The sequence below is a fragment of the Telluribacter sp. genome, from assembly GCF_035998675.1.
Lineage (GTDB): Bacteria > Bacteroidota > Bacteroidia > Cytophagales > Spirosomataceae > Telluribacter.
Map to the genome: position 1 here is coordinate 16,173 of NZ_DASYHI010000015.1, position 25,438 is coordinate 41,610.

Genomic DNA, 25,438 nt, shown 5'->3' on the forward strand with positions numbered 1-25,438 from the left:
CAGCCTACCCCCGGACAAGGACCTAATAAAGATACACAATCTGCCTCACAATTAAAAAAGGTAAGAGACCATTTGAAGGCAAATACCGCGTCTCGCTTTATGGTTGCCGTTGATACCGGAATACCTATCCAAAATGTATGTCGGTATGTAAAGACCTTAGCCGACCATAATAACGTAGCCATTGCCAAAATGGGTAAGTGTAGAATAACAGGAGAATGGGTGGAGTTTTTGACTACCGACCAAACGAAGTTCCCAAAGCCAACTCAAACCGCCCTCTTCTGATATGGAATTAAGACCCTCATTTAAATTCGATATGGACGGTATTGGTCAGACGATTCAGGAAGACGCCGCCAAACACCAGGAAGCCTTTGCAGTAGGAAGTTTAAGCCATGCCGAGATACTGGAACTCCTACTGGAAGAGGTAACACGGGTTGACTTTTTGCGCATAGCCTGCCCGGAAGCCTTGGAACGGGAAGAGCTACGGGATGCCAGGCACACCACCGGGCCTGATGGCCAACTGATACCCAATCCGGCATTTACCCCAGAACAGGCCGAAAGGCTGGAAGAGCTTAACGACAGGAAGCTTACAGTTAACCAGAAGCAGATGAAGGTTATTGTAGTGGATGAGCTGCAAAAGGTAGCCAAGCGCAACCGCTGGAACCTCTGCCAGAACCACGGCTTTGTATACCTCTACAATGGATGTTATTGGAAGCGGCTGGACAAAGATGAACTGGAATCCTTTTTGGGAAAAGTAGCCCGAAAGATGGGCGTTAACTGGATTGATGCCAAAGAGGCAACCTTTAAGCGGCTGCTACTTGAACAATTCTTCTCCGACGCTCAGTTATCAAGGCCAATACCAACCAACGGTCAGGTACTTATTAACTTCCAGAACGGTACGCTTGAAATAAACAAAGGGAAGCACATATTTCGGGGCTTTAACCCTACTGATTTCCTTACTCATCAGCTGCCTTTTGCCTATGACCCAAAAGCCACCGCGCCAAAGTGGAGTGCCTTTCTCAACGAAGTACTTCCTGATGTTACCCGCCAAATGGTTTTAGCTGAGTTTCTGGGGCATGTTTTTGTAAAGGATCGCAGCTTAAAGCCCGAGAAAGCCCTTTTGTTGCTAGGGGAAGGGGCTAACGGAAAGTCAGTATGCTACGAAGTGACTTACGCTGTTTTTGGGGGTAGTGAGAATGTTTCCGGGTATTCTCTCGAAACGCTTTCAAGTGTAGAGCGGGGCGGCTCAGCCAGGGCCAATATCGACCACAAGCTAATAAACTACGGAAGTGAGCTGAGTACCCGGATTGACCCTAATCAGGCTAAGGCTCTTATTTCAGGAGAACCCATAGAAGCCCGGCAGCTTTATCAGCAGCCGTACATGATGGAGGACTACGCGAAACTCATGTTCAACTGCAACCAGCTTCCCAAAGACACAGAGCAGACCAATGCTTTTTTTAGACGATTCATTATCATCCCTTTTGATGTAATCATTTCTGAAGGGAAGCAGGATAAGGGACTGGCTGTAAAGATTATCAATTCTGAACTACCAGGCGTCTTTAACTGGATAATGCAGGGATTAGAACGGTACCTGGAGCAAAAGGGGCACTTCACCGATTGCGAGGCCGCACAAAAGCAACTTGAACAGTATCGGCTGGAATCCGATAGTGTGAAGATGTTCCTGCACGATAACGGGTATACTTCCTGCCCGGAGCAGTGGAGAGCCCTTAAAGAACTCTACACCGATTACCGGGCCTTCTGTATTGAGGACGGATTTAAGCCCGTACAGAAGACGAATTTCAAGAAGCGGCTTATTAACTCCGGGATTTTGGTTGATGGTCGTATTAATCGGGTATACCTTAAACAGGATTCTTCCCTCCTGTAAAAAAAATGTTTTTTGCGCGCTCACCTGATTCACCTTTTTCACCGGGTGGGCGCTGAAATCTTTTACCTCAATAAAACCAACTACCACCATGCAAACCTCTGTTAAGTACATACGAACCGAAACCATTGAAGAGGAAATTAGCCCCGCCCGGATCAACATCAAATTTACGAGCATTGAGTTCATAATGCCTAATGGGGCGATCCGAAAGGCTTCCGTAGCAATAGGACAAGACAACTACGCCATTATTGAGAATGGCAAACTCAGGTTCAAAAAGGAATTGGACTTGCTTTAAGCCAGCCGCCAAAGTGAATTTGGTGAATTTAGTGAAACCGGGAAAAACATTTTTTTTCATGCCTACTGACTACCGCTTCCAGCTTAAGCCCTATAAGACACCCAGCGACCGGGGTACCTGCCCTAACTCTCACTGCGGGGCTAAACGTTCCTTCTCACCTTATATTGATACCCAGACAGGCGAAACCCTTCCAGAGCAGTACGGCCGATGTAATAGAGCCGATCAATGCGGCTACCACCTGAACCCTTATAAAGACGGGTACGCCAGGATGATCTATACTAAGGAACGGGGAGAGAACATAAGCTGGAAGCCAAAGTCAATAACTTACACAAAGCCCCAACCCAAACCCAAAGTAGATATACCCGTTGAGGTATTTAAAGACAGCCTCACGGGTTTTGAGCAGAACCAGTTTATCTCCTATCTCCTGACCCTCTACCCGGATGAGGTAGTAAAACAGCTTATAGAGGCCTACTACATAGGTTCTGCCGGACGCTGGGAAGGAGATACGCTATTTTGGTTTATCAGCCAGCAAGGCCGAATCAGAGCAGGACAGGTAAAGCAGTTTGACAGCTCAGGGCATACCCGCAAGTATACCGGACGGGAAGGGGAACGCAAGAGCTGCACCACCTGGATTCATAGTGTACTTCGATACCGATGCCAGCAGAAGGGCGACGCGTTACCGGACTGGCTTAATGCTTACATAGAGCAGCCTGGGCGGGTAGATTGCTTATTTGGGGAACACTTGCTGAACAGGTACCCAGATAGACCAGTAGCTTTATTTGAGGCTCCTAAAACGGCTGTAATGGCTACTCCCTTCTTTGAGCAGTATGTCTGTTTGGCTACGGGCAGTCTGTCTTACCTGACGCAGGAAAGACTACAAGCATTACGGGGCCGGAACGTGGTACTCTACCCGGACTTATCAGCCGATGGAGGGGCGTTTGCTGCATGGACCGCAAAGGCGCAACAGTATGCAGAAATAGCCCGTTTCCGGGTATCTACCTTGCTGGAAGAAGATCACACCATTACGGACAAGCAACGGGAAAGCGGCTACGACATGGCTGATTACATAGCCGATCGAATCGGACAAACACAGGCCGCAGTGTGCTTGCCTCAGCCAGCCGAAGAGGAACCAGAACCACTCCCGCCGGGCGTTCACACACTTACAAACTGGTTAGGTGCCCGCTACCAAATTGAGATAAATCAGAACGGCTACCCAACCTTGTTTGATGAGAAATAGGCCCACAGCGGTCTACTTTTCAGCTCTTATAGATTTTACAATTCGGGCCGGAAAGTATTACTCAATTGAAGGATTCTTATAATAGGTTTGGAGATAAATAAACAACTACTTTTTTTGAAGTTCAAGGTAAGAGGCTGCGACTCCCTCTAATTCCTTACTGAATTTGTAAATGTCGTCCAATGATGAAATTTCAGACTTAGTCTCCTTCTTGTCCTCATCGAATGTACCTATGTACTTCTTTGTCTGGCCATTCAGGTATAGGCGGCAGATTGGACGGCGGTTGTTGTCATCCAGAAAGATGGCAAAGTAGGAGAGCGCATCCCTATGAGTAATGCGCTGTGCAGGGACGTTGGGGCGAAGTATAGAACGAACAATATAAAACCCTTCTAATTCCTCCCCTGTAGTCACTATATCTCTTTCAGGAGCAGCGTTGAAGCTTGCGGGTAATATTACTGTCTCTACCGAAGGCTTTGCATCCTCTCCACCACTTGCCGGAACCGGTACGGCTTCGGTAGTTATAGCTGACTTCAACCTATCGTTTATGGTATCATTAATAAGATTGGCTATTGTACGTTTTACCAGGGGGCGAAATCCTTCTAAAACTTTGGCAGTAACAACCGAGGGATAGACTTGCTTCACAAAATATCTTACAAACTCATCATTGGGTTCGTGAAATTCCTGCTGTACAAGCTTCCTGATTTCGTTGGTATACTTTAGCTCACTGGCAGACTGATAAAGGCTATCAATATTAAAGTACTCCCTGTGAAACTCTTTCAACTTTTCGATCTGCCCATCCTTAATTTCTTCAAGATTGAACTCAAAGAAAGGCTTTTCATCCATCTTGTTTAGCTCTATCAAGTCAGTGTAAAACCTATAAACAAGACCATTAGTAAGAAGGGCGAACTTTGCTTTGGATACATGGAAGTATCTGAGCAGCTGCCCATCATGTATATCCAACTTCTGTTTCCAATGCTTACATTCTACCAGTATTACTGGATTATTGTCCTGGAAAATAGCATAATCAATCTTTTCCCCTTTTTTGGTTCCTATATCACAAATGTACTCTGGCACTACCTCAAGGGGGTTAAATACATCATACCCTAATACCTGTAAGAAGGGCATAATAAAGGCGTTTTTAGTGGCTTCTTCGGTAAGTATATTATCCTTAAGCTTTGTTACGCGGTCGCTTAGTTTACGCACTTGATCCTTGAAATCCATAGTAGAAGTGTTTGAGTGTATGAGAAATAGTAGAGGTCTAATGTAAAGAATTAGCTTAGGAAAGGCCAAAATCCTCTGATTTAAAAGACAAAAATTTATCTAACGGTATACTCAGATCGAAAATAGCCTCGTTGCATACCCCCCCCCGCCGCACATTTTAGCACAATACGTGCTTTATTGGAGGGTAGTAAACGGGCGGTTGCATTTGATACCCCCCCTACTCTATTCTGACACGGTACGCGTAGGGTTAGGGCTGCGGTATACAGAAGATGCGCCGTGAAGTTTTGACCCACCCCCGGGGAGGGGTACCCGAAAAGTCTAAGACCTGACGGTTGTATACCGATGCTCCAACCTCGCTCGTATTGTGCTAAAATTCAGGGTAGGGGGTATGCAACCGCCTATTCTTGATTAAACTGGTAGCGGTCAGCTCTATCAATCAAATTAATTGCTTCGTAATAAGCATCTGCCTCTGCCTCTGTTGGTTTACGGGTATGCTTTGGTTCGTTTAGTAGTGGTGATTGTGCGAGGGTCCTGCGGCATTCAGAAAGTCCCATAACTATCTCCTTCGCCTCCTCATCTTGGAAGGGCTTTAAAACAAAAAGTGCCTCATCGATCAGGCGTAACACATTGCTTGTGGTGTAGTCATTGGTGCTGTAAAAATCTATCAGAGATAGCCTCCTCTGTATCTCCGATAATTGCTCTGACTTATTCATAAAAATAGATTTTAGTTATAGCCGTTATTAGCTACAACCTATCAAGCTAAAACCTATTGTAACGGTTCCGGATTCATGGCACATGTTGCGTAAGCAAAACAGAATAACGAACCTTTTTCAGCCTCCATGCCCCATGTACAAGGAAAATGGGGGTTAGAACCCGTCTACTTCTTTCGGGAATACACTTACATAAGCTAACGCTCCCTTGCCAGATCCGGTCTCTGTTTTCAGAAGAACACCGTTCACGTAGACGCTGGCCGTTACCTCCCCTTTAGTGTCGTAGCTGTTCATGGCGGAGAGGTTGATATAAGTATCCCCGGTAGCCCTTAGTTTTTTAAAGAGGTTGCCATGATTATCGAGCTTCACATCCCCGCCGGTAGCATTGGTGTAGCGCACATCGCAACCATCACACTCGACCTGATATGTTATTTCATAAACTTTACTTCCGCTGGCGTGACGTACGGATTCGGCGTATAGGATGAAACCTCCAATTAGTAGGGCGGCCACAGCATAAATCTTTACTTTATCCTTGGCTAATCCCAGGATAGCAAATATGGCAATACCTATCAGAATAAAAGACAGAAACAGGCGGGGAGTAAAGAAAGCAAAAATAGCGATGATCAGGGCTACCATACCGCGAAAGGAGCTGGTATTGTCATTCATAGCGAGTGGGTTAAGGTGAGGTAAACAATTTCAGTCCAATGGTAAAAGAAAGCAGCGTAGGAAGCAGAAAATTTTATCTAACGGTAAGCTGTAGATGCCGTATACCCTCACCTCCGGCCTTTCGTGTATTGCCGTGAAGGATAAACCCCCAAATACATCAACTTTGGAATAATAAAAATGCGGCAGTGGAGTAGCGGGACGCTTGGAATATTGAGTAGAATTCTTAGTTTTGTAGTGTCCAATTCACTCTAAGGCCGCGAGGCCGCAATACTTATTGTCGGCATTTTTTGTGCCTATACTTTCTTGTTTATACACCGATGAACGGTGTTGTAACTACCGTACAAGGTTTGAAGACCTTGGCCCTTAGAGTGGGTTGGACATACGGCAAGTGCAGCACCGTTTTTTGTTGCATGAAATTAACTGTCCAAATAACTCTATGTCAACTCCCAAACAACGCGTCAACCTATCCGGGTTGGCCTCTCCCGTCCGCCTGGACCCGGAGACAGTGCAAGCACTAATCAATGAGTTTTTTAGCTACTATGGAGGCTCTGCCGAGGTAGAAAACACCCTTTGGGCTATGTTCTCAGGTAGCATCTCTAATTCGGATATGCCTACCGATTCCACCCAAAATGGCAATCAGGCTTTTCTCTACCGGATGCTACTCGACCTGGTACGAGAACTGGAAAAGTTCAAGGAAAACACCATTACGGACCTGACCCAGAACTAATTTTTGCCACCTAAAAACTAAAACAAAATGATACAGAACAAAATACAATCGTACTTCTATGTACGCCCATCCTCAATTGAGGGTAAGCGCGGCACCCTCTATGTTCGTGTAAAATTCCCTTTAAATGGAAAGTGTCAGGCAATGACCTCTTCAATTAGGGCAATAGAGATGTATGCGGAAGAATTTGATATGAAGGCCAAGGAGCCAAAACCAGGGAGTCGGCACTACCATGACGTCAAGAAGCTAATTCAGGGAGTAAGCGACGGAGTGGTAAGGGTCTTTGAAGACCGCATGATTACACGTAAGGCTTTCACCATGGACGACCTGAAAAGCGTGATAGAGGAGGTCTCTTTTCAAATTAACAACCCAGGTCTACCCTATAATTTCAGGACACTACCGGATGTATTTCAATCCTTTATGGTTGAGCAATCTAAGGTGGTAGGGTCTCTTATCAGCAAAGGTACCTACGATTTAAGGGGTCGTAACCTTAAGACCGTACAGAAGGTGCTTGAAAAGCTCGATTATAGCGCCATGCCGATCAGCTATTACGAGACAGACCACATAGAGCAAATACAGTTATGTATGCTGGAAGAGGGGAAAAAGAAGAGTTTCGTTGGCCGGGTTATGCAGGTAGTCAATATGACACTCAAGTATGCTGTGGCAAAGAAGTACGCTGCCAAAAACCCTTATGAAGACCTGAAAAAGATAAGGATCGATAAAACTCCTAATCCAATATGGTTGGAGCCGCACGAGCTGGAAGCCTGGTGGGAACTCGATTTGACTGACAACCCCGTGGCGGAGAAAATCAGGGATGCTTTTTACTTCTGTAGCTTTACGGGTCTTGCTATTGGAGATTACGAACTACTAAATCCGAAAACCCAGCAAAAGCAAATTGAAGACGCACGAAGCCCCCGTTTTATTGAGCCCGGGGAAATAGTAGAGACACGGGCGGGGCGTATGCTGATGGGAAGGAGAAAGAAGACCGGCACACAATACCGGGTACCCCTGAGAGCGGAGGTAGAGGAGGTTATTGAAAAATATGGAGGACTAGGTATGCTCCCTTTTAATCTGCCCACGTCCGGCAAGTTGCTGGAACTGATCGCCAAGGCGGCTGGAGTCAAAAAGAAGAAAATGAGCTTTCACATGGCCAGGAAGACGTTTGCTAATTACCTGATAAATGTTGCTCGTATCAAGCCTTACTACGCCATTGAAATAATGGGCTGGAAGAAGATTGAAGAGGCGGCCCCTTATACCCGCGTAAGTGATGAAACCCTGGCCAGTCAGCTACCGCAGGATACAAGTGCATGCAACACCCAGGCACCGCCACAGGTAAGAACAGAAGCAGTAGAGCGCCACGGAGTCTTCACCATTCACAGAACCGGTTCCTGATCATCCAAAAGCGGGGGTTTACTCCTTTTACTAAAAACTTAGTAAAAGGCAATTACGCTACCGCCCTAAGTTTTCTAAACTCCTAAAAAAGGATTCAAAGGCGGGTAAAATTAGTTTTCAGTGTCAATCATTGTAGGTACGGGAGGTAGGTAAAAAAGACTTACCTCTCGTTCTAACCTGTGGGGTAAGACAGCCGGACGAGGTTATCATTATCCTTACGGTACACACCCGTACGCAATGTAGCGCAGATCAGTAAAATAAGGGGTTAACCTTTTGGCCCACCCCTTAATCACCTCCACTACACCAATGCTTACTAATCCCGGGGCCATCCAAATCTCCTAATAAGCATCTTTTCGGCGGGGGTCATCAGGTGAGGGAACATTCTTATTTCCGTCTCCCTCTCCGAGAGTCCCCGACGGAAAATATCGGTAGGAAAGGAAAGTATGTGATACCTTTGAACGTTACCTATCGTGCCGAATAAAAGCAGTTTAGGTAGGCGCAGCTCATTTAACACCCTGCTACGGGAGGATATTGTAACTACGAGCCCGTTAGTCGTTACCGTACACCAATCAGGCTTATCAAGAATATCCTCTATGGTAATAATAAGCTCCGGTGGGTTGGTGGTAGCCAGGTAGCTGGTAAGGTCTATTGTTTCCCTAAACAGCGAGTCCTCCCTAAGATCCAAGGTGGGTAGTCCTTCAAACCATGGATACTGTGTAATAAGGGTAGCCGCTTCAAGTGTTTCAACCTCCTCAACCCCCATCCTGCCTGACGGGACACTACCCGCGTCCGGTTCCTCCGATGGCAGTACTACACCGCCCCCTCCCTCTTCGTCTATTAGTATACGGCCGTTCCGGCTTGGCCGGGTAGAGTCGCGTACCTTCGTTACTTTCGTTAGGGTTGTCTCAAGGTAGCGTAGCTCTACCGCCGTTACCCTTGCCCTTCGCAGGTGATCAGTCCACTCCCACCGCGTTACCTTATAGAGGTCCGTACCCTCTCCCTGATCAGCGAACCGGAGCAGATTTAAAAAGGAAGGGTTGAATCCGCTCTTTACCACGATGTCACACTCTACCATCTTCATAGGTTGGTGTAGCATGGCCAGGCGGTCAGCCAACATCAGCCACATGATACCATTGGCTTCTGTGCGGTTGTGTCGCTTCCAACTACTGGTAGGCGCTCCCGTATCGGTTAACACCATAGTACCCGTAAAGCCAGGCAAATAGTCAGCTGTCATTAGCTCTACCGACTCCCCTTCGTCTTCCAGTACGCTCTCAGTCTGTAGGGTAAGCTCGTACTCGTTATCCTCTGCCTCCCTGACAGGCTGCGCTCTGAAACCGTACCACTTCACAAACGGACCTGAACCACGGGCTACCTTGTTAAGTACCTGATAAAGCCTGATTTCCAGATTTGTGTATAAAGGTGGAGTTATCCCCAAAGTCTGGAGCTGGCGGATGTTATGAGCAATATTCAGAATACCGGTATCTACCTCAACCTCTATCGTTCCCGGCTCAGTGCTGACCCCATCGCGGCTCGAAGTAAGTACAGAAGGGGGAAACTTAACGCAGCGCCACTCTTTGCGCCAAACTCCCTCAACATCTAACCAACGCTCTTGTGTACCATCCGCAGTAGTCGCACGAATGCCCATAATTACCTCTATAAAATCGCCATCAATAGGCGCTGAGGTAGAATACGAGCCCTTTATGGTCAGCTTCTTAGTGTAGCGCCCAAAGAAGACGGGAGGGGATTTAAAGTACTTTGTTGGCTGGTATAGATAGGTATAGGTAGTCTTATTGGAAAGGGTGTGCTTAAACTCGTACACTACGTCACTAAACTTTATACTCCCGTCCAACCGCAGGAAGTTAGGTAATAGAGCTGGGTTGCTGCTAATCTGTACCCCGCTGGGTACCTCCCCTACATTAGTCCATCCGACAAAAGCCCCTGCGGATGTGTGACGCAGCTCCCCGTTCGGCATCATGTTAGCGTAGGGGGCCAGGTTGGCCACTGCCTTGTATCGCTTCACCGGAGGCAATACTCCGATAACGCCACCATCCATAGAAAGAGCGACAGGAGCGGCCCCGTTCACCTGGTAAACCATAGGTGGGTTAAGAAGCGGTGTGTGGCTGTATACCCCGTTTACGTAGGCAATGTAGGCGCTCGCTCCCTGAGCTAAATCTGATAGGGACCTGATCCGCCACTCCTGATTGTATTGGAACAGCTCAGCGTTAAAGTGGTTGAGTATGTCCTCTAACACATCATAGGCGTAAAGGCGTTGTTGCTCCCCGTTATAGTAGCGGTCAGTGTCAAAGCCTACCTCATCAAGTACCCGCTCCGAGGGTTCCAGAGAGTTCTCCCGGGTTAATACGGTGGCCAGTATTGGGAAGTCGTGACCCGTCAGCAACAGACACTCGTGCAGAATGGCAATTGCGCTTTTGGTGGTCGTGCTGGTAATGGTTGGCTTGTAGCGGATCTTCCGTAGGTGGGACAAGCCGCAGGAAGCAGTAAGTGTTACCTCATGGGGTGGCTTATTATAAGGCTTATGTCCATTATAGGGTTCCACCCATCCGGAGAAGTCTGTTACCCCGCTCCCCCGGCTAACAATCTCAACCCGCCACTCCTGACGGTCGCTAAGAAACTCGGTAACGTTCAGCTGGTAAGGTACATTGAGCTGAATAGTAACAATCGAAGACACAATAGGCTTCTCAAAAAGCATGTCACTATCCCCCTTTTCATACGAAACCGGAGTAGAACCCGTATTCCACTCAATTACCTCGCCTTCGTACCCCTCTTTTGAGAAGCGGATTTCTTTTTCTTCATCAATTACGGTCCTGTACGTAGCGATATACTTAACACCAAAAGCCATTGTATTTCATGTTTTGTTCAGAGGGCTAACAGAGGGTCGAAACCCTTAGGGAAGATAGTTTAAAAACCCAAGAAAACCCATATTTTGGCGATAAATTATCTACGATGATGGGCCATTATCAGGTAGAATTTGCTATATTTAGGTAAAACACCACTACCTACTATGGCAGATAAATTCAGAGACCAATTAGAGCTAAACGAGCTAAACCTCCTGTTGGCTATTCGGGACATGGGCCTCGAGGAGCTTATTGCCCGCTACATCCACTCCCGGACGGGCCAGCGGACAAGTATAACCGATTTCCCGGAAGAGGTATTCTGCGCTGTTACAGCGTTAAGGGTAGCTATTGAGGATAATTGCAGTAGCGGGCCGGACCTGTGGACGGAGCTGTTAGATAAATACCTGGAAGACAAGTAACGGCAATGGGTACACTTACAACCCGCCAGGCTCCCTCTATCTACCTGCCTCGGCTCAATACCCTGAAAGAGCAGTACAACGCGACCAAATACCCCAACGTGGCACAAACCCGGGGCTTCTACGCTAAGAAGTACAGCGATAACTCCAGTAATGCTCTGACGGCCGCAATCGTGGCTTACCTCAACCTTACCGGCGGGTACGCTACCAGGCAACAGAGCATGGGAGTAAAGCGAAAGGTAAAAGGCCGGGAAATCTGGACACCGGGTACTACCCGGACCGGCGCCACCGACGTACAGGGTATGTACCAGGGACGCTCCCTACAGATAGAGGTAAAGTACGGCCGTGACCGGATGAGTGAAGCCCAAAAGAAGACCGCTGCGCACGTAACCAGGGCGGGCGGGGTGCATATCGTGGCCAGGACGTTCGATGGCTTTATAGAGCAGTTTACAGCGGCGTTCGGGCTTGCTGATCAGGAGTTATTTGTATTGCGCTGTCCGGTTGAGGAGGATGAGGAAAAGCTGAGTTGTTATCAGTCTACCGAATATTTACTATAGAGGATTGACTACGTGTTAGGATATGTAGGCTTATGGTGAAACCCCATCGGCGTACATATCCCCTATTTTACTATACTCTTCTTCGGTGACTTGTGTAGCCTTACAATCTTTATCACAAATGAATAGACTCTTTTTTAAGGATACGGATGCGAATTTACCCGCTTTTTTATCCTTAACATTGCGTATGTCATAGTGGCACTTGTCGCCTGACGAACTTTCGGTCGGTTCTATTTCTACACCCTCAAAGCCTTCTGCGGCCTTCAATTCCGCATCATCAATTAACCAATACATTATTGGTGTTGCAACTGTTGAGATATAGAAGCATTTTATGTGTTGGCAAATGCTTGATGAGGTTTCCTCGGCGCATTTTGCATCGAAGACGGATATCCCGCCGTGATAGCTAGTGAAGCATTCACTAGTAAAACGTTGTTTTGAAACTGAATATTTTCTAATGTGTAGGGTTCTAATGAATTCCATTGGGCTCGAGACACCATATTTAGTTTAGAATGCAATGATGGCAATAAGACATTCTCGTCTTCTTCAAGAGTTTCAAAATCATGTCCTTTTCCTCTTTCCAGTACATAGTCAAGTGATAAATCGGGATTTATAGTCACCTCTAAAAAAATATCAGATTCAACTGACTTAAAAAAGTTCAGTATAATCCCACCATTCGTTTTAGGCATTACCTCCACCTTAAGTGTTAGCAATTTGCCAAGAGAGTATATTTGCTTTGCCTTATTAACAACCATCTCAGACACAGGAACACCTTGCCCATAATCCCAGCCCTCTTGAAGTGTTTTCAGATCTTCAATGGCCTTATGTATTAAATCAGGCTTATTTTCCAAGGGCCCAATGTATGCAAAAGCATTGTTAGGACCGATAAATTTAACCATTGGGTTCATATCTCAAAAGTTTCTTCGTCAGGAAGCGCCGAGTTGGCGATATCCTGCATTACCATTATTGTATGATTGGTTTTTGCCTCAAAACCGCTAATCAATGCTCCTAAACTCTCATGAAGCGATTTAGCGGTTGTAAAAGACATATTAAGCACACTATGGGGGGCTCCATTCTGCATAAGGAGAATGTACATGTCCGCCTGGCTATGCCCATTTATAAACCCATTAATGTACAATTTTAGTATGTCAGGATTTTTAAATGATTCGGCCACAAGGTTAGATATTTTTTCCTTTTCAGGTTTGCTATTCCTTTGGGTCCTGGCCTTTTTGGGTTGCATAGTTTATAAAATCAAATGATTTTTTAATGATCTACTTATTAGATAACATCAAAAGATGTTCCAAGTTTCTCTACAACTATTTTAATTGTCAATAAATAATACATGAATCTCCATAAAAGGCGGTTAAATGGCAATCAATATCTGAGGAGAGCTAGGTATAGGTAGTTATGTCAATAAGATGATGCTCTTGATTCTATACTCTATTGTCTACTTCTAGGAAATAAATAAAAGTCTGCCATGAATGATATTCACAATAGTACTGTTGAGGTAGGATCAAAGCGGGCCGCCTCCAGTGCCTTACTTACCTGAACAGGCAGATACGTAAAGAAGTCCACCCCTGCCGCCTTCTCTATGGCTCCCGGCGTAGTCACAAAGCTACCCCAGCTCTTATTATTGACCGCACTAGCTACGTTAGGAAAATCCACCGCAATAACTGGGGTAGAGGCATTGATTTGCTCTATACCTCCACCGCCAGGGATAGCCACGATGACCTTATAGTTTCGAGCCGGAACATTGATACTATTCCGGATGGTGTTCTTACTCCCGGCGCTCCCTTCCCCGCCTGTGCCGTATACACCCGCCACAATAAACAATCTATACCCCTTGCCTACTAAGTCCCGGCAATAGTCTTCCAAACGCGCCCACGCCTCTCTATTAAGCTGCGGAGCCTGCGGGATGATGTTTGTCATCAGGAAGGTAGCAGCGTTGCTCTGATCGGAATTGGTTCGGTCTGCTGATGGGCAGAGGTGCCCCCCATCAAATCCGCTATTGGTGTAGTCGCTTATCACAACCCGGTACCAGCCAGCAGGAAGCGCCGGGTTCGGACGAAAGTTGTCTTGCCTATCGCTACTACCAATCCAATCATTCGAAAGCTCCCAGGCTACCCAATTCGCATGCCGCTTGCTACGATTGTAGGAAAGGGCGTACTCCTCTTTTAGCATCAGGTAATTATCAGGTGTAGTGGTATCAGCTTTGGCGGCAGTAGGGTTGCCAAGGCTAAGGTGGATACTTTCAATCTCAGGGACAGGCGTAACATTCCCCTCTTTCTTACATGCTGCCGTTATCCGCAGCAGAAAAATTACCTTAAAGGATTCTTCATTATAGCCCTGTTTTACTTTATCCGGCGTAGATGCAATGCACATTGTAATGCACAAAGAAAAAAAGCACTTAGCAATAAATTGTTAAGTGCTTGATTTTCAACGTGGGCCCACCTGGGATCGAACCAGGCACCTACTGATTATGAGTCAGTTGCTCTAACCGAATGAGCTATAGGCCCAACTCCTGACGAGTTTGAGGTACAAAATTAGGCATTCGTTCTAAATCTGCAAAGCATCTTTGGATAATAAATAGCGGGGTCAGCGCCTGGTTTATTATTTTTGCAAAAAAACTGCTTTGAATAAACGAAAGATAGTCAACGATCCGGTCTACGGCTTTATCACCATTCCCTCCGGTTTACTGTTTGACCTGGTAGAGCACCCGTACTTTCAGCGGTTGCGTCGTATAAAGCAGCTGGGCATTGCGGAGTATGTGTATCCGGGCGCGCTGCATACCCGCTTTCACCACGCCCTGGGGGCCATGCACCTGATGGGACAGGCGCTGAGTACTCTCCAGAACAAAGGCCACCTGATCCGGGAGGCCGAATGCGAAGCCGCCCAGGCGGCGATACTGCTGCACGACATTGGGCACGGCCCTTTTTCCCACGTACTGGAAAGTACCCTGCTGTCGGAGGTGGCGCACGAGCAGGTTTCGCTGCTGATGATGCACGACCTCAACCGCCAGTTGGGCGACCGCCTCGACCTGGCCATCCAGATGTTCGAGGGTACCTACCCGCGTCCGTTTTTTCACCAGATGATTTCCAGTCAGCTGGACATGGACCGCATGGACTACCTCAACCGCGACTGCTTCTATACCGGCGTTACCGAGGGGGCCATCGGAGCCGACCGCCTCATCAAAATGCTGGACCTGAGCAATGACCGGCTGGTGGTGGAAGAAAAAGGGGTACTTAGTATTGAGAATTTCCTGAACTCCCGCCGCCTGATGTACTGGCAGGTATACCTGCACAAGACCTCCCTTTGCGCCGAGGCCATGCTCTCGCAGATTATCCGTCGCGCCCGCCAGCTGACCCAGGAGGGACAAACGGTATTTGCTACGCCGAGCCTGGCTCTTTTCCTGAAAAACAAGCTGACATTTGATGACTTTGTGAGCCGACCCGACTACCTGCTGGCCTTTATCCGGCTCGATGACTACGACATCTGGACTTCGGTAAAAGTGTGGGCCCAGCACAATGACCCCGTTCTTTCGGTGCTGTGTACCATGCTGCTCAACCGGCGGCTGTTCAAGGTTCTGTTCCTGACGCAGCCTTCCGAAGAAAACGTGGTAGCTCCCCTGCGCGAAGACTTGTTGCGGAAGGGCATACCCGAAGACCAGCTCTCGTACTTCCTGGTGGAGGGCCAGACCACCAACGCGGCCTATGTGGAAGAAGGTGAACAAATTAAGATAAAACTAAAAAACGGTAATGTAGTGAATATCACCGAGGCTTCGGACCTGCCTACCATAAAAGCGTTAAGTAAGATTGTCCGGAAGTATTACGTATGTTGGGCTAAAAATGTATCTTTGCGGCAATAGCTATGCCGTTCAATCAGTGCTATGCAGCCGAAGTCCCCTCTTTTGCTTTGTATTAGATCCTACTTAACGGCAACACCACAATCAGCAAGAATTGTATGGAATTTACTGTCAGGGATATAGCCCGGATGCTTAACGGAACCGTAGTAGGTGATGAAAACGCCCTGATCCGTTCGGCAGCTAAAATCGAGGAAGGGCAGCCCGGTTGTATCTCTTTTTTAGCCAACCCAAAGTACGAACAGTACCTCTATAGTACCCGCTCTACCGCCGTTATTGTAAATAATGGCTTTGAGCCCCGCCAGGCGGTGGCTTCGTCCCTTATTTATGTCGGTAACGCCTACTTAGCCTTTACCCAACTGCTCGAACAATACCAGAAGCTGACCGCTCAGGGAAAGCAGGGGGTAGAGCAGCCCAGCCATCTGGGCGAAGGCAGCAGCATGGGCCAAGGAGGCTACCGGGGCGCTTTTTCCTATATTGGAAACAACTGCCGGTTAGGTAACAACGTCAAGATTTACCCTAATACTTACATTGGGGATGGAGTCAGTATTGGTGATAATACGGTGATTCATCCGGGCGTACGCATTTATGCCCGCACGGTAATCGGGCGGAATTGCACTATCTTTGCCAATGCCGTCATCGGGAGCGATGGATTTGGTTTTGCCCCCCAGCCCGACGGCTCTTACAAGACCATTCCGCAACTGGGAAATGTGGTACTGGAAGATGACGTACGGGTAGGAGCCAACACCACCATTGACTGCGCGACCATGGGTTCTACCATTATCCGGCAGGGTGTAAAACTCGACAACCACGTGCAGTTAGCGCATAACGTGGAAGTGGGCAAAAATACTGTCATTGCGGCGCAGGCCGGCGTATCCGGCTCGACCAGGATCGGGGAGCAGTGCGTCATAGGCGGGCAGGTAGGCATAGCCGGTCACCTGACGCTGGCCAACCGAACCAAAATAGGTGCCCAGTCGGGTCTGGGAAAAACTATAAAAACCGAAGGGGTGTCCCTGAGTGGCTCTCCCGCTTATGACTTAAGCTCACACTTACGCGCACTGGCCGCTTTAAAACGCCTGCCCGACCTGGAAAAGCGCCTCCTGGAACTCGAACGATCTCATCAGCATTCCGAAAAATAGGGCTAGATACCCTCTACCATAGTTAAAGATTGTAGTTTTATACAACACGAATGAACGAAAAACAACAGACCATCAGGAAAGCCGTGTCGGTGTCGGGCGTAGGCCTGCACACGGGCGTAACGGCCACGATGACCTTCGTACCGGCTGCGGCCAATCATGGGTATAAGTTTCAACGCGTCGACCTGCCCGGTCAGCCCATCGTAGACGCCGACGTTGACAATGTAGTAGATATTTCACGCGGTACTACCCTGGAACAGAACGGAGCCCGGATTCACACCGTAGAGCATACCCTGGCTGCGCTGGTAGGTTTAGAAATTGATAATGTGCTGATCCAGTTGGATGGCCCCGAGCCTCCCATTATGGATGGGAGTTCGATAAAATTTGTGGACGCGCTGGAAGAGGCAGGTATTGAAGAGCAGAATGCCTACCGCAACTACTTTGAAGTACCGGAGTACGTCCACTACAAGAACGAGGAAAAAGATATAGAACTGGCCGCGCTGCCCCTGTCTGACTACCGCCTGACGGTGATGGTCGATTATAATTCAAAGGTAATCAGCAGCCAGCATGCTTCTCTGAACGACATCCGGCTGTTTAAGCAGGATATTGCCCGCAGTCGTACCTTCTGCTTTTTGCACGAGCTGGAAATGCTGCACAAGCAGAACCTGATCAAGGGCGGCGACCTGACCAACGCGATTGTCATAGTTGACCGGGATGTCCAGGAAGATGAATTGAACAATCTCGCCAAGCTACTCAACAAGCCCCAGGTGAGCGTCAACGAAACCAAGGGTATCCTGAACAACGTTGACCTGCACTACCCCAACGAAATGGCCCGGCACAAGCTGCTGGACCTGATTGGTGACCTGGCGCTGATAGGCCGGCCGCTCAAGGCCCAGATCCTGGCGGCCCGCTCGGGGCACGCCGCCAACGTAGAACTGGCCCGCAAAATCAAGAAACTGATAAAGTCCGGAAAGGGTGACCTGCCCCAGTACGATCCTAACAAGGCACCCGTGCTGGATATTAACCAGATAGCCCAGCTTTTGCCCCACCGCTACCCCTTCCAGTTGATTGACAAGATTATCGCGCTGGACGAAATGAGTGTGGTAGGTACCAAGAACGTAACCATGAATGAGCAGTTTTTCCTGGGGCACTTCCCCGGAAATCCGGTTATGCCGGGCGTACTTCAGCTGGAAGCCATGGCACAAACGGGAGGAATACTGGTACTGAGTACAGTACCCGATCCCGAAAACTACTGGCCCTACCTGATTGGCATCGAAAATTGCCGCTTCCGCCGTAATGTGGTACCGGGTGATACGGTCATTTTTAAGTGCATATTTACCTCCCCCATGAAGCGCGGCATTGTAAAAATGAGCGGACGTGGCTACGTAAGCGGCCAACTGGTATGCGAAGCGGACATGATAGCAAGTCTTGTTAAGAAAAAATGATACAGCCCTTAGCATATATCCATCCCGAAGCCAAAATCGCCCGCAATGTGGTGGTGGAACCATTCGCTATGATCCATAAAGATGTGGAAATAGACGAAGGTACCTGGGTGGGGTCGCACGCGGTAATAAACGAAGGCGCCCGCATTGGCAAAAACTGCCGGATTTTCCCCGGAGCGGTTATTTCGGCCATTCCGCAGGATCTTAAATACAACGACGAGTACACTCTGACGCTCATCGGGGACAATACTACCATCCGGGAATACGCTACCATCAGCCGCGGTACCGAACAGCACTGGAAGACCGAAATAGGCAGCAACTGTCTTATTATGGCCTATGCCCACATTGCGCACGATTGTGTAATAGGCGATAGTTGTATCATTGGAAACAACGTACAGATGGCCGGTCACGTTCACGTGGACAACTGGGCCATTGTGAGCGCCATCAGTGCCGTGCATCAGTTTGTTAAGATTGGTACCCACGCCTTTATATCGGGAGGCTCGCTGGTACGCAAGGATGTACCCCCTTTTACCAAAGCCGCCCGCGAACCCATATCCTACGCCGGTATTAACTCGGTAGGATTGCGCCGCCGCGGATACAGCAGCGAAAAGATTACCGAGATCCAGAACGTGTACCGGTACATTTATATGAAAGGTCTTAACAATGCTGATGCCCTCAACCTCATCGAGCTGGAACTACCCGCCTCCGACGAACGTGACGAGATTGTTCACTTTATCCGTTCTTCCGAACGGGGTATCATGAAAAGTCCCCTTCAGGTCAACGGCAGCGGAGAAGAACAGTGACCAATGACCAATGACCAGTGACCAATAACCAATGATCAATTACCAGTGAGCTGGCAGTGATAGATACTAATTGAAGAATCCGCTAAGTACTATGATTGTAGTCTTAGCGGATTCTTTATTTTTTATACCAGGCCCATTCTCCGAAAGACTAAGGATTGGTGTACCCTCCTACCTACAAAGAAGTACCTAATCTGCGAAAAATTAGATAGTGCTCATTGATTACTGGTCACTGGTACCTGATCATTGGTCACTGAAAACTACTTCCGGTAGTCCAAAGCCGGGGGACGGTTTCCCAGCAAAGCTTCGTATTTAAAATTTTTGCCCCGCTTCTGCTCAAACTCCGCTTTGGCCTCGCTTAGTAGTTTAGGGTTCTGGAATAAATCAATGGCGGTGAGCGCCAGGGTCTGGGCGGCCACCAGCATCCCTTTGCGGCCAATACTGGTACCTCCGGCGGCCACGGCCTGCCAGCTGTGCGCGGCGGTACCCGGTACCCAGGTAGCGGTACGCAGCCCCACGGTAGGTACCGTCCAGCTTACGTCTCCCACATCCGTCGACCCCATACCGGTACGTTCCAGGGCGTAGGGTTGCACCGTAGCCGCCGAACTAATGGCGGGGGCATTGGGACCAAAGGAAGGATGAATTTGCCGCGCAAAAGCCAGTTCAGATTCATCATACTTTATCCCTCCCACTTTTCTCAGATTGGCATCCATCACCTTGGCCAGGGCGTCCAGCGGTAGCAGCTCGTGTACACCGCCAATTATTTCGTGCTCCACCGAAGTACCCGTACCCAGGGCTGCCCCTTCCGAGGCCTTCACCATCCGGGCCCACATATCCTTTACTACCTCCCGGTTGGGGTGCCGGGCGTAGTAGTATACTTCGGCGTAGTCGGGTACTACGTTGGGGGCTTTGCCTCCGCTGGTAATGATGTAATGAATACGGCCGTCGGCGGGTATATGCTCCCGCATCATGTTGATCATAAAATTCATAGCCTCTACCCCGTCCAGCGCCGAGCGCCCCCGCTCCGGTGAGGCGGCGGCGTGGGCCGCTACACCCCGAAAACGAAACTTGGCCGAGATATTGGCCAGCGACGAACTGGCCGCCGCGCTGTTGTCGGAGCCGGGATGCCAGTGCAGCACCGCATCTACCCCATCAAACAGTCCCTCCCGTACCATGTATACTTTTCCCGAACCCCCTTCTTCGGCCGGGGTACCGTACAATTTGATAGTACCGGGGTGCTTATTGGCTACGAGCCAGTTTTTGGTGGCAACAGCCGAGGCTACCGAGCCTACTCCGAACAGGTGGTGCCCGCAGGCGTGTCCGGCGGCTCCTTCTTTCAGTGCTTTCTGGGTCGGTTTTGCTTCCTGCGAGAGTCCCGGCAGCGCGTCATATTCGGCCAATATACCAATAACGGGCTGGCCCTGACCAAAAGTGGCTACAAAGGCCGTGGGGATACCGGCTACACCCGCTTGTACGGTAAATCCTTCCTGACGGAGCATATTCTGTAGCAGGGCAGAGCTTTTTTCCTCCTGGTACCCGACCTCCGCAAAATTCCAGATCTGTTGGGCCGCGTCACCGTACTTCATTTCGTTCTGGCGCAGTTCTTTCAACACACTTTCCGTCGGGGCCTGTCCCAGGGCACCAAAGGAGGCAAATAAAGCGGCTCCCAGGAGCCATTCTTTTCCGTTTTTCATACCGGGTTCTATTCTTAGTTTAGGTTTACCGGTCTAAAATAAGGATTCTCCGTAACTTCGTGCCAATATTTCCAGAACTTTGACCATAGCCTTCCCCTAAAGTGCAAATCATAGCAAAAGAAGCCGGAAAAAAATTTGTGACGGAATGGATTGTCAGGCGGGTAGACCTGAACCTGCACACCGGCCAGAGCTACACCCTGGTGGGCCCCAACGGCAGCGGCAAGTCTACGCTCATCCAGCTCCTGACCGGCAGCGTACCCGTTTCCGAAGGTACCATACAGTACCTGACCGCGGAGGGAAAAGAACTGGAGGCTGACCATTGGTACAGGTACATAGTACTGGCGGCCCCCTACCTGGAAGTTATTGAGGAATTTACGCTGCGCGAACTCGTGGAATTTCACAAAAAGTTCAAGCCTTTCAAAAATGGTCTTTCGGCGGCCGACTTTGAGGAATTTGTGCAGCTGTCACACGCCAGAAACAAGATTATCCGGCATTTTTCGTCGGGTATGAAGCAGCGGGTACGGCTGGGGCTGGCGTTTCAGTCGGATGTACCGGTGGTATTTCTGGACGAACCTACCTCCAATCTCGACGCCCAGGGCGTACAGTGGTACCTCGACCACGTGGTTCCCCTCACCGAGCGGCAATTGGTGGTCATTGGGTCCAACCAGCCGCAGGAATACGAGTTCTGTAAAAATATCATTTCGGTTTCCGGGTTCAAACAGAAGTAGTTCCAACCTTTTCCCCCGCTTTTAAGTCTACTTGTGTAAATTGGCAGAACGGTTTGAGTAATATAGCTTTCTATGAAAAAAAGTTTACAACGTTTCGGTCTTATTGGCTTGATAATCTGGTGTACGGTAGGTGGGGTAGTAGCCGAAGGCCTGCGTTTTGTCCAGAACCGGGGGCAGTGGGATAAGGATGTCCTGTACCGAGCCGAGCTACCCGGCGGATTTTTATTCCTGAAAAAACAATCGCTCGTTTACGTCCTTTACGACGCCCGGCAGGTTGCGGCCCGGCACGCCAGCACGCCCCTGCCGGAAGAGAGCCAACCGGCGGCTCGGGCCACCATACGGGCCCACGGGGTTGAAGTCCACTTTGAAGGCAGCAGCCCCACGGTTACCCACAGCAGCCAGCACCCCCACCCCGGTCGCTACAGTTATTTCCTCGGCAACGACCCCAGCCGCTGGGCGGGTGAGGTTTCTGCCTTTGGAGAAGTACTTTACAAGAATCTGTACCCGGGCGTTGACCTTAAAATATTTGCCTACCAGGCTACCCTTAAATACGAATTTATCGTGCAGCCCGGCGCGGACGCTTCGCGCATCCGGATGCGGTACGAAGGAGCCACCGGCCTTTCGACCAACGAGTACGGCCAGGTAGTGGTAGAGACCAGCGTCGGACAGTTTAAGGAAGCCAAACCCTACTCTTTTCAGGAAATTAAGCAGCGTACGCAGGAAGTAGAAAGCCGGTTTATTCTGGAAGACAAAAAACTCCGCTTTTCCCTACCCAAAGACTACGACCACACGCAGCCCCTGACCATTGACCCGGAACTGATTTTCTCTAGCTACTCGGGGGCGCAGTCCGACAACTGGGGGCATACCGCCACCTACGACGCCGACGGGCACCTGTACTCGGGAGGTACCGTATTCGGAGCCGGTTTTCCGGTCATGACGGGCGCTTTCCAGGTACAGTTTGGTGGTCAGGTTGACGTAGCCCTGATGAAATTCAGTCCGGATGGGACCAAACTCCTTTATGGTACTTTCCTGGGGGGCGGCAGTACCGATATTCCCAACAGCCTTATCGTCAACAGCAAGGGCGAACTGCTGGTGTACGGTACTACCTCGTCCATTAACCTGCCCACGACGCAGTCAGCTTTTCAGCGCATCTACGGCGGAGGAGCCGGAATCATCCCCATCAGCGGACTTGAACTGCCCAACGGAAGCGATATTTTTGTAGCCCGGTTTAGTTCAGATGGCAAACAGTTGCTTGGCTCAACCTACGTAGGCGGCAAGGGCAACGACGGACTCAGTAGTGTCAATACGGTTGAAATCCGCAACTACGGCGACAGCTTCCGGGGAGAAATAGTGGTGGATAAGGATGATAATGTACTGGTGGTTTCTTCTAGTAATTCTGAAAACTTTCCCCTGAAAAACCCCGTGCAAAGTCAGCTTAAAGGCCTTCAGGATGCCGTGCTGTTGCAGCTATCACCCGACCTGGGTACCCTGCAGTGGAGCACCTACTTTGGTGGCAGCAATTTTGACGCATCTTTTTCCCTGAAACCTACTCCTGCGGGCGACCTATACATTACCGGTATTACCAAAAGCCCCGACCTGGCTGTCAACCCTGGAGCCTACCAGGGGCAGCTGAAAGGCTCAGAAGATGCTTTTGTGGCCCACTTTAAAGATAAAAAACTGGTACAGGTCAGCTACCTGGGTACCGAGGCTGCCGACGGCGCTTACCTCCTCGACCTGGACCCGAGCGGCAACGTACACGTGCTGGGCCTCACCCGCGGCGAGTACCCGGTTTCTTCCGGGGTGTACAGCAATGACCGCGGCGGGCAGTTTGTACACGCGCTTGACCCCACCCTTTCGCGCACCATATTCTCGACGGTCATTGGCTCCGGTCGCGGGGTACCTGACATTTCCCCGACGGCTTTTCTGGTCAATGAGTGCGGCAATATTTATATAGCGGGTTGGGGCGGAGCCGTCAACGTGCTGACCAACCATAATCAGTCCAGCAGCACCAACGGCATGCCCATTACTCCCGATGCCCTCCAAAAGACCACCAACGGCAGTAACTTCTACGTAGCCATTCTGGAAACCGGCGCTAAGTCGCTCCTGTATGGTACCTACTTCGGCAGCGTAAGTCACGCCAATCCCGACCTCGACCGCGGCGACCACGTAGACGGGGGTACCAGTCGTTTTAATAAAAACGGTGTCATTTACCACGCTACCTGCGCCTGCGGAGGTACCCGTTTTCCCACTACCCCGCAAGCCTGGTCGAAGACCAACCTGAGCCCCAACTGCAACAACGCCGCCTTCAAAATTGACATTGACCTACTCAAAGCCGACTTCGATGTGTACGAAGGTACCAAAAAAGACGTGGTGCAGGGCTGCGCGCCCCTGGCGCTTAACTTCGTCAATACCAGCGTCGGGGGAGTAGAATACATCTGGCAGGTCAATGGCAACGGTTTTTCAAGGGATGCCAAACAATCGGATTTTACCTTTGAGAAAGCCGGGGAATATACCATTACGCTACAGGCCTTTAACCGCCTCACCTGCAAGCGCGTGGATATTGCCACAAAGAAAATAAAAGTAACAAGCCTGAATGTACTGGTAGATGGCGACACGACAGTTTGTAAAAATACGCCGGTACCGCTCAAGGTGTCGGGTGGTACGCAGTACAAATGGACGCCCGCCCTGGTACTTAACAACCCGACAAGTACCAACCCGATTGCGACCGTAGCCCAAACCACCGAGTTTCAGGTGGAGGTAAAGGACGAATCGGGCTGCGTGGTCACCAAAAAGGTTACCGTTACCATCGACGACAGCAAGTCCGACTTTACCGCCAGCCAGGATACCACCATCTGCGCCGGACAGTTGGTAGTACTGAATGTGGGTGGCTCTGCCCAGAAGTACCGCTGGTCGCCTCCCGCTACCCTGAGCGACACCGTAGGTACCCGGGTTACGGCCAAACCGGGGCAAACGGTTACCTATACCGTCGAAGGCCAGTACGCCGACGGCTGCCGTCCCCAGAAAAAGATTACCGTCACCATCAACGATGACAAACCTGACTTCGCGGTGTCGCCCGATACGCTGGTTTGCGCGGGGCAGGCGGTAGTACTAAAGGCGTCAGGTAAGGCCGTGAAGTACAACTGGTTCGTTGAGAATGCCTCCGCCCCTACTCCGGGCTCCTCAATTACCGTAAATCCTACCAAGACGACCACCTACCTCGTTGAAGGTGAATACGCCGACGGCTGCCATCCTAAAAAAATGGTGACCATACAGGTAGACCGGACCCACGAACCTGCCTTTGAGATCAGTCGCTCGGGAGCGGCCTGTAACGAGCCTGTCACCTACCAGTTCCTGAACCAGACCAGCAACGCCGAGCGTTATGAGTGGAACGTGGGTACCGGCACCGGCTTCAATTCCCAAAACGTGGAGAGCCTGGTGTATGACCCCGCTGGTACCTATACCGTCACCCTGACGGTATATAACAAGGCGGGTTGCGCCTTGTCCGTTTCCAAAAACCTGGTGGCCGAGCCGCCGCTGATTTTACCCAACGTCATTACGCCCAACGGCGACGGTAAAAACGATACCTTTGTGGTACCGGTGGCTAACTCGGCGCTGGAAATCTATAACCGCTGGGGCAAGCGCCTGCTGCGCTCGGAAGACTATAAAAATGACTGGGGTGCCAACGTGACCAATGGTACCTACCTGTACGAAATCACCACCCCAGGGGGAAGCCGTTGCAAGGGCTGGGTACAGGTACTTGAGTAATTATTTGCAGAGACGCAAAATTTTGCGCCGCTGCGTGGGCTATTTTCCTATTATATGTGTTATTGAAAATA

22 protein-coding genes and 1 tRNA gene are annotated in these 25,438 nt (G+C 49.6%); 13 read left to right on the plus strand and 10 right to left on the minus strand.

The window, feature by feature from the left end:
* The first annotated feature begins 283 nt into the window (after positions 1-283).
* From VGN67_RS07800 to VGN67_RS07810, 3 genes are all read left to right on the plus strand, one after another.
* Positions 284-1,882, plus strand: coding sequence for a phage/plasmid primase, P4 family (locus VGN67_RS07800; protein ID WP_327486239.1), 1,599 nt, complete (start codon positions 284-286; stop codon positions 1,880-1,882).
* Positions 1,883-1,970: 88 nt separating this feature from the next.
* Positions 1,971-2,174, plus strand: a complete 204-nt coding sequence (locus tag VGN67_RS07805; RefSeq protein WP_327486240.1) for a hypothetical protein — start codon at positions 1,971-1,973, stop codon at positions 2,172-2,174.
* Between the two features lie 58 nt (positions 2,175-2,232).
* Positions 2,233-3,411, plus strand: coding sequence for a DUF6371 domain-containing protein (locus VGN67_RS07810; RefSeq protein WP_327486241.1), 1,179 nt, complete (start codon positions 2,233-2,235; stop codon positions 3,409-3,411).
* A gap of 105 nt (positions 3,412-3,516) precedes the next feature.
* Here the strand turns inward: VGN67_RS07810 and VGN67_RS07815 are convergent, their stop codons facing one another.
* The 3 genes from VGN67_RS07815 to VGN67_RS07825 form a co-directional block, all read right to left on the minus strand.
* Positions 3,517-4,629, minus strand: coding sequence for a type I restriction endonuclease (locus tag VGN67_RS07815; RefSeq protein WP_327486242.1), 1,113 nt, complete (start codon positions 4,627-4,629; stop codon positions 3,517-3,519).
* 398 nt (positions 4,630-5,027) lie between these two features.
* Positions 5,028-5,342: a hypothetical protein gene (locus VGN67_RS07820; RefSeq protein ID WP_327486243.1), complete on the minus strand. Its 315-nt coding sequence runs from the start codon at positions 5,340-5,342 to the stop codon at positions 5,028-5,030.
* A 153-nt stretch (positions 5,343-5,495) separates the two neighbouring features.
* Positions 5,496-6,005 carry a hypothetical protein gene (locus VGN67_RS07825; RefSeq protein ID WP_327486244.1) on the minus strand — a complete coding sequence of 170 codons (510 nt, stop codon included), beginning with the start codon at positions 6,003-6,005 and terminating at the stop codon, positions 5,496-5,498.
* 436 nt (positions 6,006-6,441) lie between these two features.
* Here VGN67_RS07825 and VGN67_RS07830 point away from each other — a divergent pair, with 436 nt between their 5' ends.
* Both VGN67_RS07830 and VGN67_RS07835 read left to right on the plus strand, forming a co-directional pair.
* Positions 6,442-6,732 carry a hypothetical protein gene (locus VGN67_RS07830; RefSeq protein ID WP_327486245.1) on the plus strand — a complete coding sequence of 97 codons (291 nt, stop codon included), beginning with the start codon at positions 6,442-6,444 and terminating at the stop codon, positions 6,730-6,732.
* 27 nt (positions 6,733-6,759) lie between these two features.
* Positions 6,760-8,121 carry a hypothetical protein gene (locus tag VGN67_RS07835; RefSeq protein ID WP_327486246.1) on the plus strand — a complete coding sequence of 454 codons (1,362 nt, stop codon included), beginning with the start codon at positions 6,760-6,762 and terminating at the stop codon, positions 8,119-8,121.
* Between the two features lie 313 nt (positions 8,122-8,434).
* Here VGN67_RS07835 and VGN67_RS07840 read toward each other — a convergent pair whose 3' ends face one another.
* Positions 8,435-10,981, minus strand: coding sequence for a hypothetical protein (locus tag VGN67_RS07840; protein ID WP_327486247.1), 2,547 nt, complete (start codon positions 10,979-10,981; stop codon positions 8,435-8,437).
* 162 nt (positions 10,982-11,143) lie between these two features.
* Between VGN67_RS07840 and VGN67_RS07845 the strand changes: the two genes are divergently transcribed.
* Together VGN67_RS07845 and VGN67_RS07850 are read left to right on the plus strand one after the other, a co-directional pair.
* Positions 11,144-11,395 (plus strand): hypothetical protein, encoded by a 252-nt coding sequence (locus VGN67_RS07845; protein ID WP_327486248.1) that lies wholly within the window; start codon positions 11,144-11,146, stop codon positions 11,393-11,395.
* 5 nt (positions 11,396-11,400) lie between these two features.
* The gene (locus tag VGN67_RS07850; protein WP_327486249.1) at positions 11,401-11,949 is read left to right on the plus strand and encodes a hypothetical protein; all 549 of its coding nucleotides are present in this window, start codon (positions 11,401-11,403) and stop codon (positions 11,947-11,949) included.
* 30 nt (positions 11,950-11,979) lie between these two features.
* Here the strand turns inward: VGN67_RS07850 and VGN67_RS07855 are convergent, their stop codons facing one another.
* The 5 genes from VGN67_RS07855 to VGN67_RS07875 all read right to left on the minus strand — a co-directional run bounded on the left by VGN67_RS07855 (position 11,980) and on the right by VGN67_RS07875 (position 14,459).
* Positions 11,980-12,240 carry a hypothetical protein gene (locus VGN67_RS07855; protein ID WP_327486250.1) on the minus strand — a complete coding sequence of 87 codons (261 nt, stop codon included), beginning with the start codon at positions 12,238-12,240 and terminating at the stop codon, positions 11,980-11,982.
* A gap of 35 nt (positions 12,241-12,275) precedes the next feature.
* Positions 12,276-12,851, minus strand: coding sequence for a hypothetical protein (locus tag VGN67_RS07860; RefSeq protein WP_327486251.1), 576 nt, complete (start codon positions 12,849-12,851; stop codon positions 12,276-12,278).
* Positions 12,848-13,183, minus strand: a complete 336-nt coding sequence (locus tag VGN67_RS07865; protein WP_327486252.1) for a hypothetical protein — start codon at positions 13,181-13,183, stop codon at positions 12,848-12,850. The genes VGN67_RS07860 and VGN67_RS07865 overlap by 4 nt, the downstream gene beginning before the upstream one ends.
* A 248-nt stretch (positions 13,184-13,431) precedes the next feature.
* Positions 13,432-14,325, minus strand: a complete 894-nt coding sequence (locus tag VGN67_RS07870; protein ID WP_327486253.1) for a DNA/RNA non-specific endonuclease — start codon at positions 14,323-14,325, stop codon at positions 13,432-13,434.
* 60 nt (positions 14,326-14,385) lie between these two features.
* Positions 14,386-14,459 (minus strand) — tRNA-Ile (locus VGN67_RS07875).
* Positions 14,460-14,575: 116 nt separating this feature from the next.
* On the opposite strand from VGN67_RS07875, the gene VGN67_RS07880 reads away from it, so the two are divergent.
* From VGN67_RS07880 to lpxA, 4 genes are all read left to right on the plus strand, one after another.
* Positions 14,576-15,808 carry an HD domain-containing protein gene (locus VGN67_RS07880; RefSeq protein WP_327486254.1) on the plus strand — a complete coding sequence of 411 codons (1,233 nt, stop codon included), beginning with the start codon at positions 14,576-14,578 and terminating at the stop codon, positions 15,806-15,808.
* A 95-nt stretch (positions 15,809-15,903) separates the two neighbouring features.
* Positions 15,904-16,941, plus strand: a complete 1,038-nt coding sequence (gene lpxD, locus VGN67_RS07885; RefSeq protein WP_327486255.1) for a UDP-3-O-(3-hydroxymyristoyl)glucosamine N-acyltransferase — start codon at positions 15,904-15,906, stop codon at positions 16,939-16,941.
* A gap of 50 nt (positions 16,942-16,991) precedes the next feature.
* Positions 16,992-18,383, plus strand: a complete 1,392-nt coding sequence (locus tag VGN67_RS07890) for a bifunctional UDP-3-O-[3-hydroxymyristoyl] N-acetylglucosamine deacetylase/3-hydroxyacyl-ACP dehydratase (RefSeq protein ID WP_327486256.1) — start codon at positions 16,992-16,994, stop codon at positions 18,381-18,383.
* A complete protein-coding gene (gene lpxA / locus VGN67_RS07895; RefSeq protein WP_327486257.1) occupies positions 18,380-19,183 on the plus strand; it encodes an acyl-ACP--UDP-N-acetylglucosamine O-acyltransferase in 804 nt (267 codons plus the stop codon). Before VGN67_RS07890 ends, lpxA begins: the two co-directional genes overlap by 4 nt.
* 257 nt (positions 19,184-19,440) lie before the next feature.
* Here lpxA and VGN67_RS07900 read toward each other — a convergent pair whose 3' ends face one another.
* A complete protein-coding gene (locus VGN67_RS07900) occupies positions 19,441-20,874 on the minus strand; it encodes an amidohydrolase (protein WP_327486258.1) in 1,434 nt (477 codons plus the stop codon).
* Positions 20,875-20,975: 101 nt separating this feature from the next.
* On the opposite strand from VGN67_RS07900, the gene VGN67_RS07905 reads away from it, so the two are divergent.
* The gene (locus VGN67_RS07905; protein ID WP_327486259.1) at positions 20,976-21,602 is read left to right on the plus strand and encodes an ABC transporter ATP-binding protein; all 627 of its coding nucleotides are present in this window, start codon (positions 20,976-20,978) and stop codon (positions 21,600-21,602) included.
* Positions 21,603-21,674: 72 nt separating this feature from the next.
* Entirely contained in the window at positions 21,675-25,367 is a 3,693-nt protein-coding gene (locus VGN67_RS07910) for a gliding motility-associated C-terminal domain-containing protein (protein WP_327486260.1), read from the plus strand.
* Positions 25,368-25,438 lie beyond the last annotated feature (71 nt).

Coding starts and splice junctions, on each gene's coding strand:
- VGN67_RS07800 (WP_327486239.1), top strand. CDS start 284: ATGGAATTAAGACCCTCATTTAAATTCGATATGGACGGTATTGGTCAG.
- VGN67_RS07805 (WP_327486240.1), top strand. CDS start 1,971: ATGCAAACCTCTGTTAAGTACATACGAACCGAAACCATTGAAGAGGAA.
- VGN67_RS07810 (WP_327486241.1), top strand. CDS start 2,233: ATGCCTACTGACTACCGCTTCCAGCTTAAGCCCTATAAGACACCCAGC.
- VGN67_RS07815 (WP_327486242.1), bottom strand. CDS start 4,629: ATGGATTTCAAGGATCAAGTGCGTAAACTAAGCGACCGCGTAACAAAG.
- VGN67_RS07820 (WP_327486243.1), bottom strand. CDS start 5,342: ATGAATAAGTCAGAGCAATTATCGGAGATACAGAGGAGGCTATCTCTG.
- VGN67_RS07825 (WP_327486244.1), bottom strand. CDS start 6,005: ATGAATGACAATACCAGCTCCTTTCGCGGTATGGTAGCCCTGATCATC.
- VGN67_RS07830 (WP_327486245.1), top strand. CDS start 6,442: ATGTCAACTCCCAAACAACGCGTCAACCTATCCGGGTTGGCCTCTCCC.
- VGN67_RS07835 (WP_327486246.1), top strand. CDS start 6,760: ATGATACAGAACAAAATACAATCGTACTTCTATGTACGCCCATCCTCA.
- VGN67_RS07840 (WP_327486247.1), bottom strand. CDS start 10,981: ATGGCTTTTGGTGTTAAGTATATCGCTACGTACAGGACCGTAATTGAT.
- VGN67_RS07845 (WP_327486248.1), top strand. CDS start 11,144: ATGGCAGATAAATTCAGAGACCAATTAGAGCTAAACGAGCTAAACCTC.
- VGN67_RS07850 (WP_327486249.1), top strand. CDS start 11,401: ATGGGTACACTTACAACCCGCCAGGCTCCCTCTATCTACCTGCCTCGG.
- VGN67_RS07855 (WP_327486250.1), bottom strand. CDS start 12,240: ATGTATTGGTTAATTGATGATGCGGAATTGAAGGCCGCAGAAGGCTTT.
- VGN67_RS07860 (WP_327486251.1), bottom strand. CDS start 12,851: ATGAACCCAATGGTTAAATTTATCGGTCCTAACAATGCTTTTGCATAC.
- VGN67_RS07865 (WP_327486252.1), bottom strand. CDS start 13,183: ATGCAACCCAAAAAGGCCAGGACCCAAAGGAATAGCAAACCTGAAAAG.
- VGN67_RS07870 (WP_327486253.1), bottom strand. CDS start 14,325: ATGTGCATTGCATCTACGCCGGATAAAGTAAAACAGGGCTATAATGAA.
- lpxD (WP_327486255.1), top strand. CDS start 15,904: ATGGAATTTACTGTCAGGGATATAGCCCGGATGCTTAACGGAACCGTA.
- VGN67_RS07890 (WP_327486256.1), top strand. CDS start 16,992: ATGAACGAAAAACAACAGACCATCAGGAAAGCCGTGTCGGTGTCGGGC.
- lpxA (WP_327486257.1), top strand. CDS start 18,380: ATGATACAGCCCTTAGCATATATCCATCCCGAAGCCAAAATCGCCCGC.
- VGN67_RS07900 (WP_327486258.1), bottom strand. CDS start 20,874: ATGAAAAACGGAAAAGAATGGCTCCTGGGAGCCGCTTTATTTGCCTCC.
- VGN67_RS07910 (WP_327486260.1), top strand. CDS start 21,675: ATGAAAAAAAGTTTACAACGTTTCGGTCTTATTGGCTTGATAATCTGG.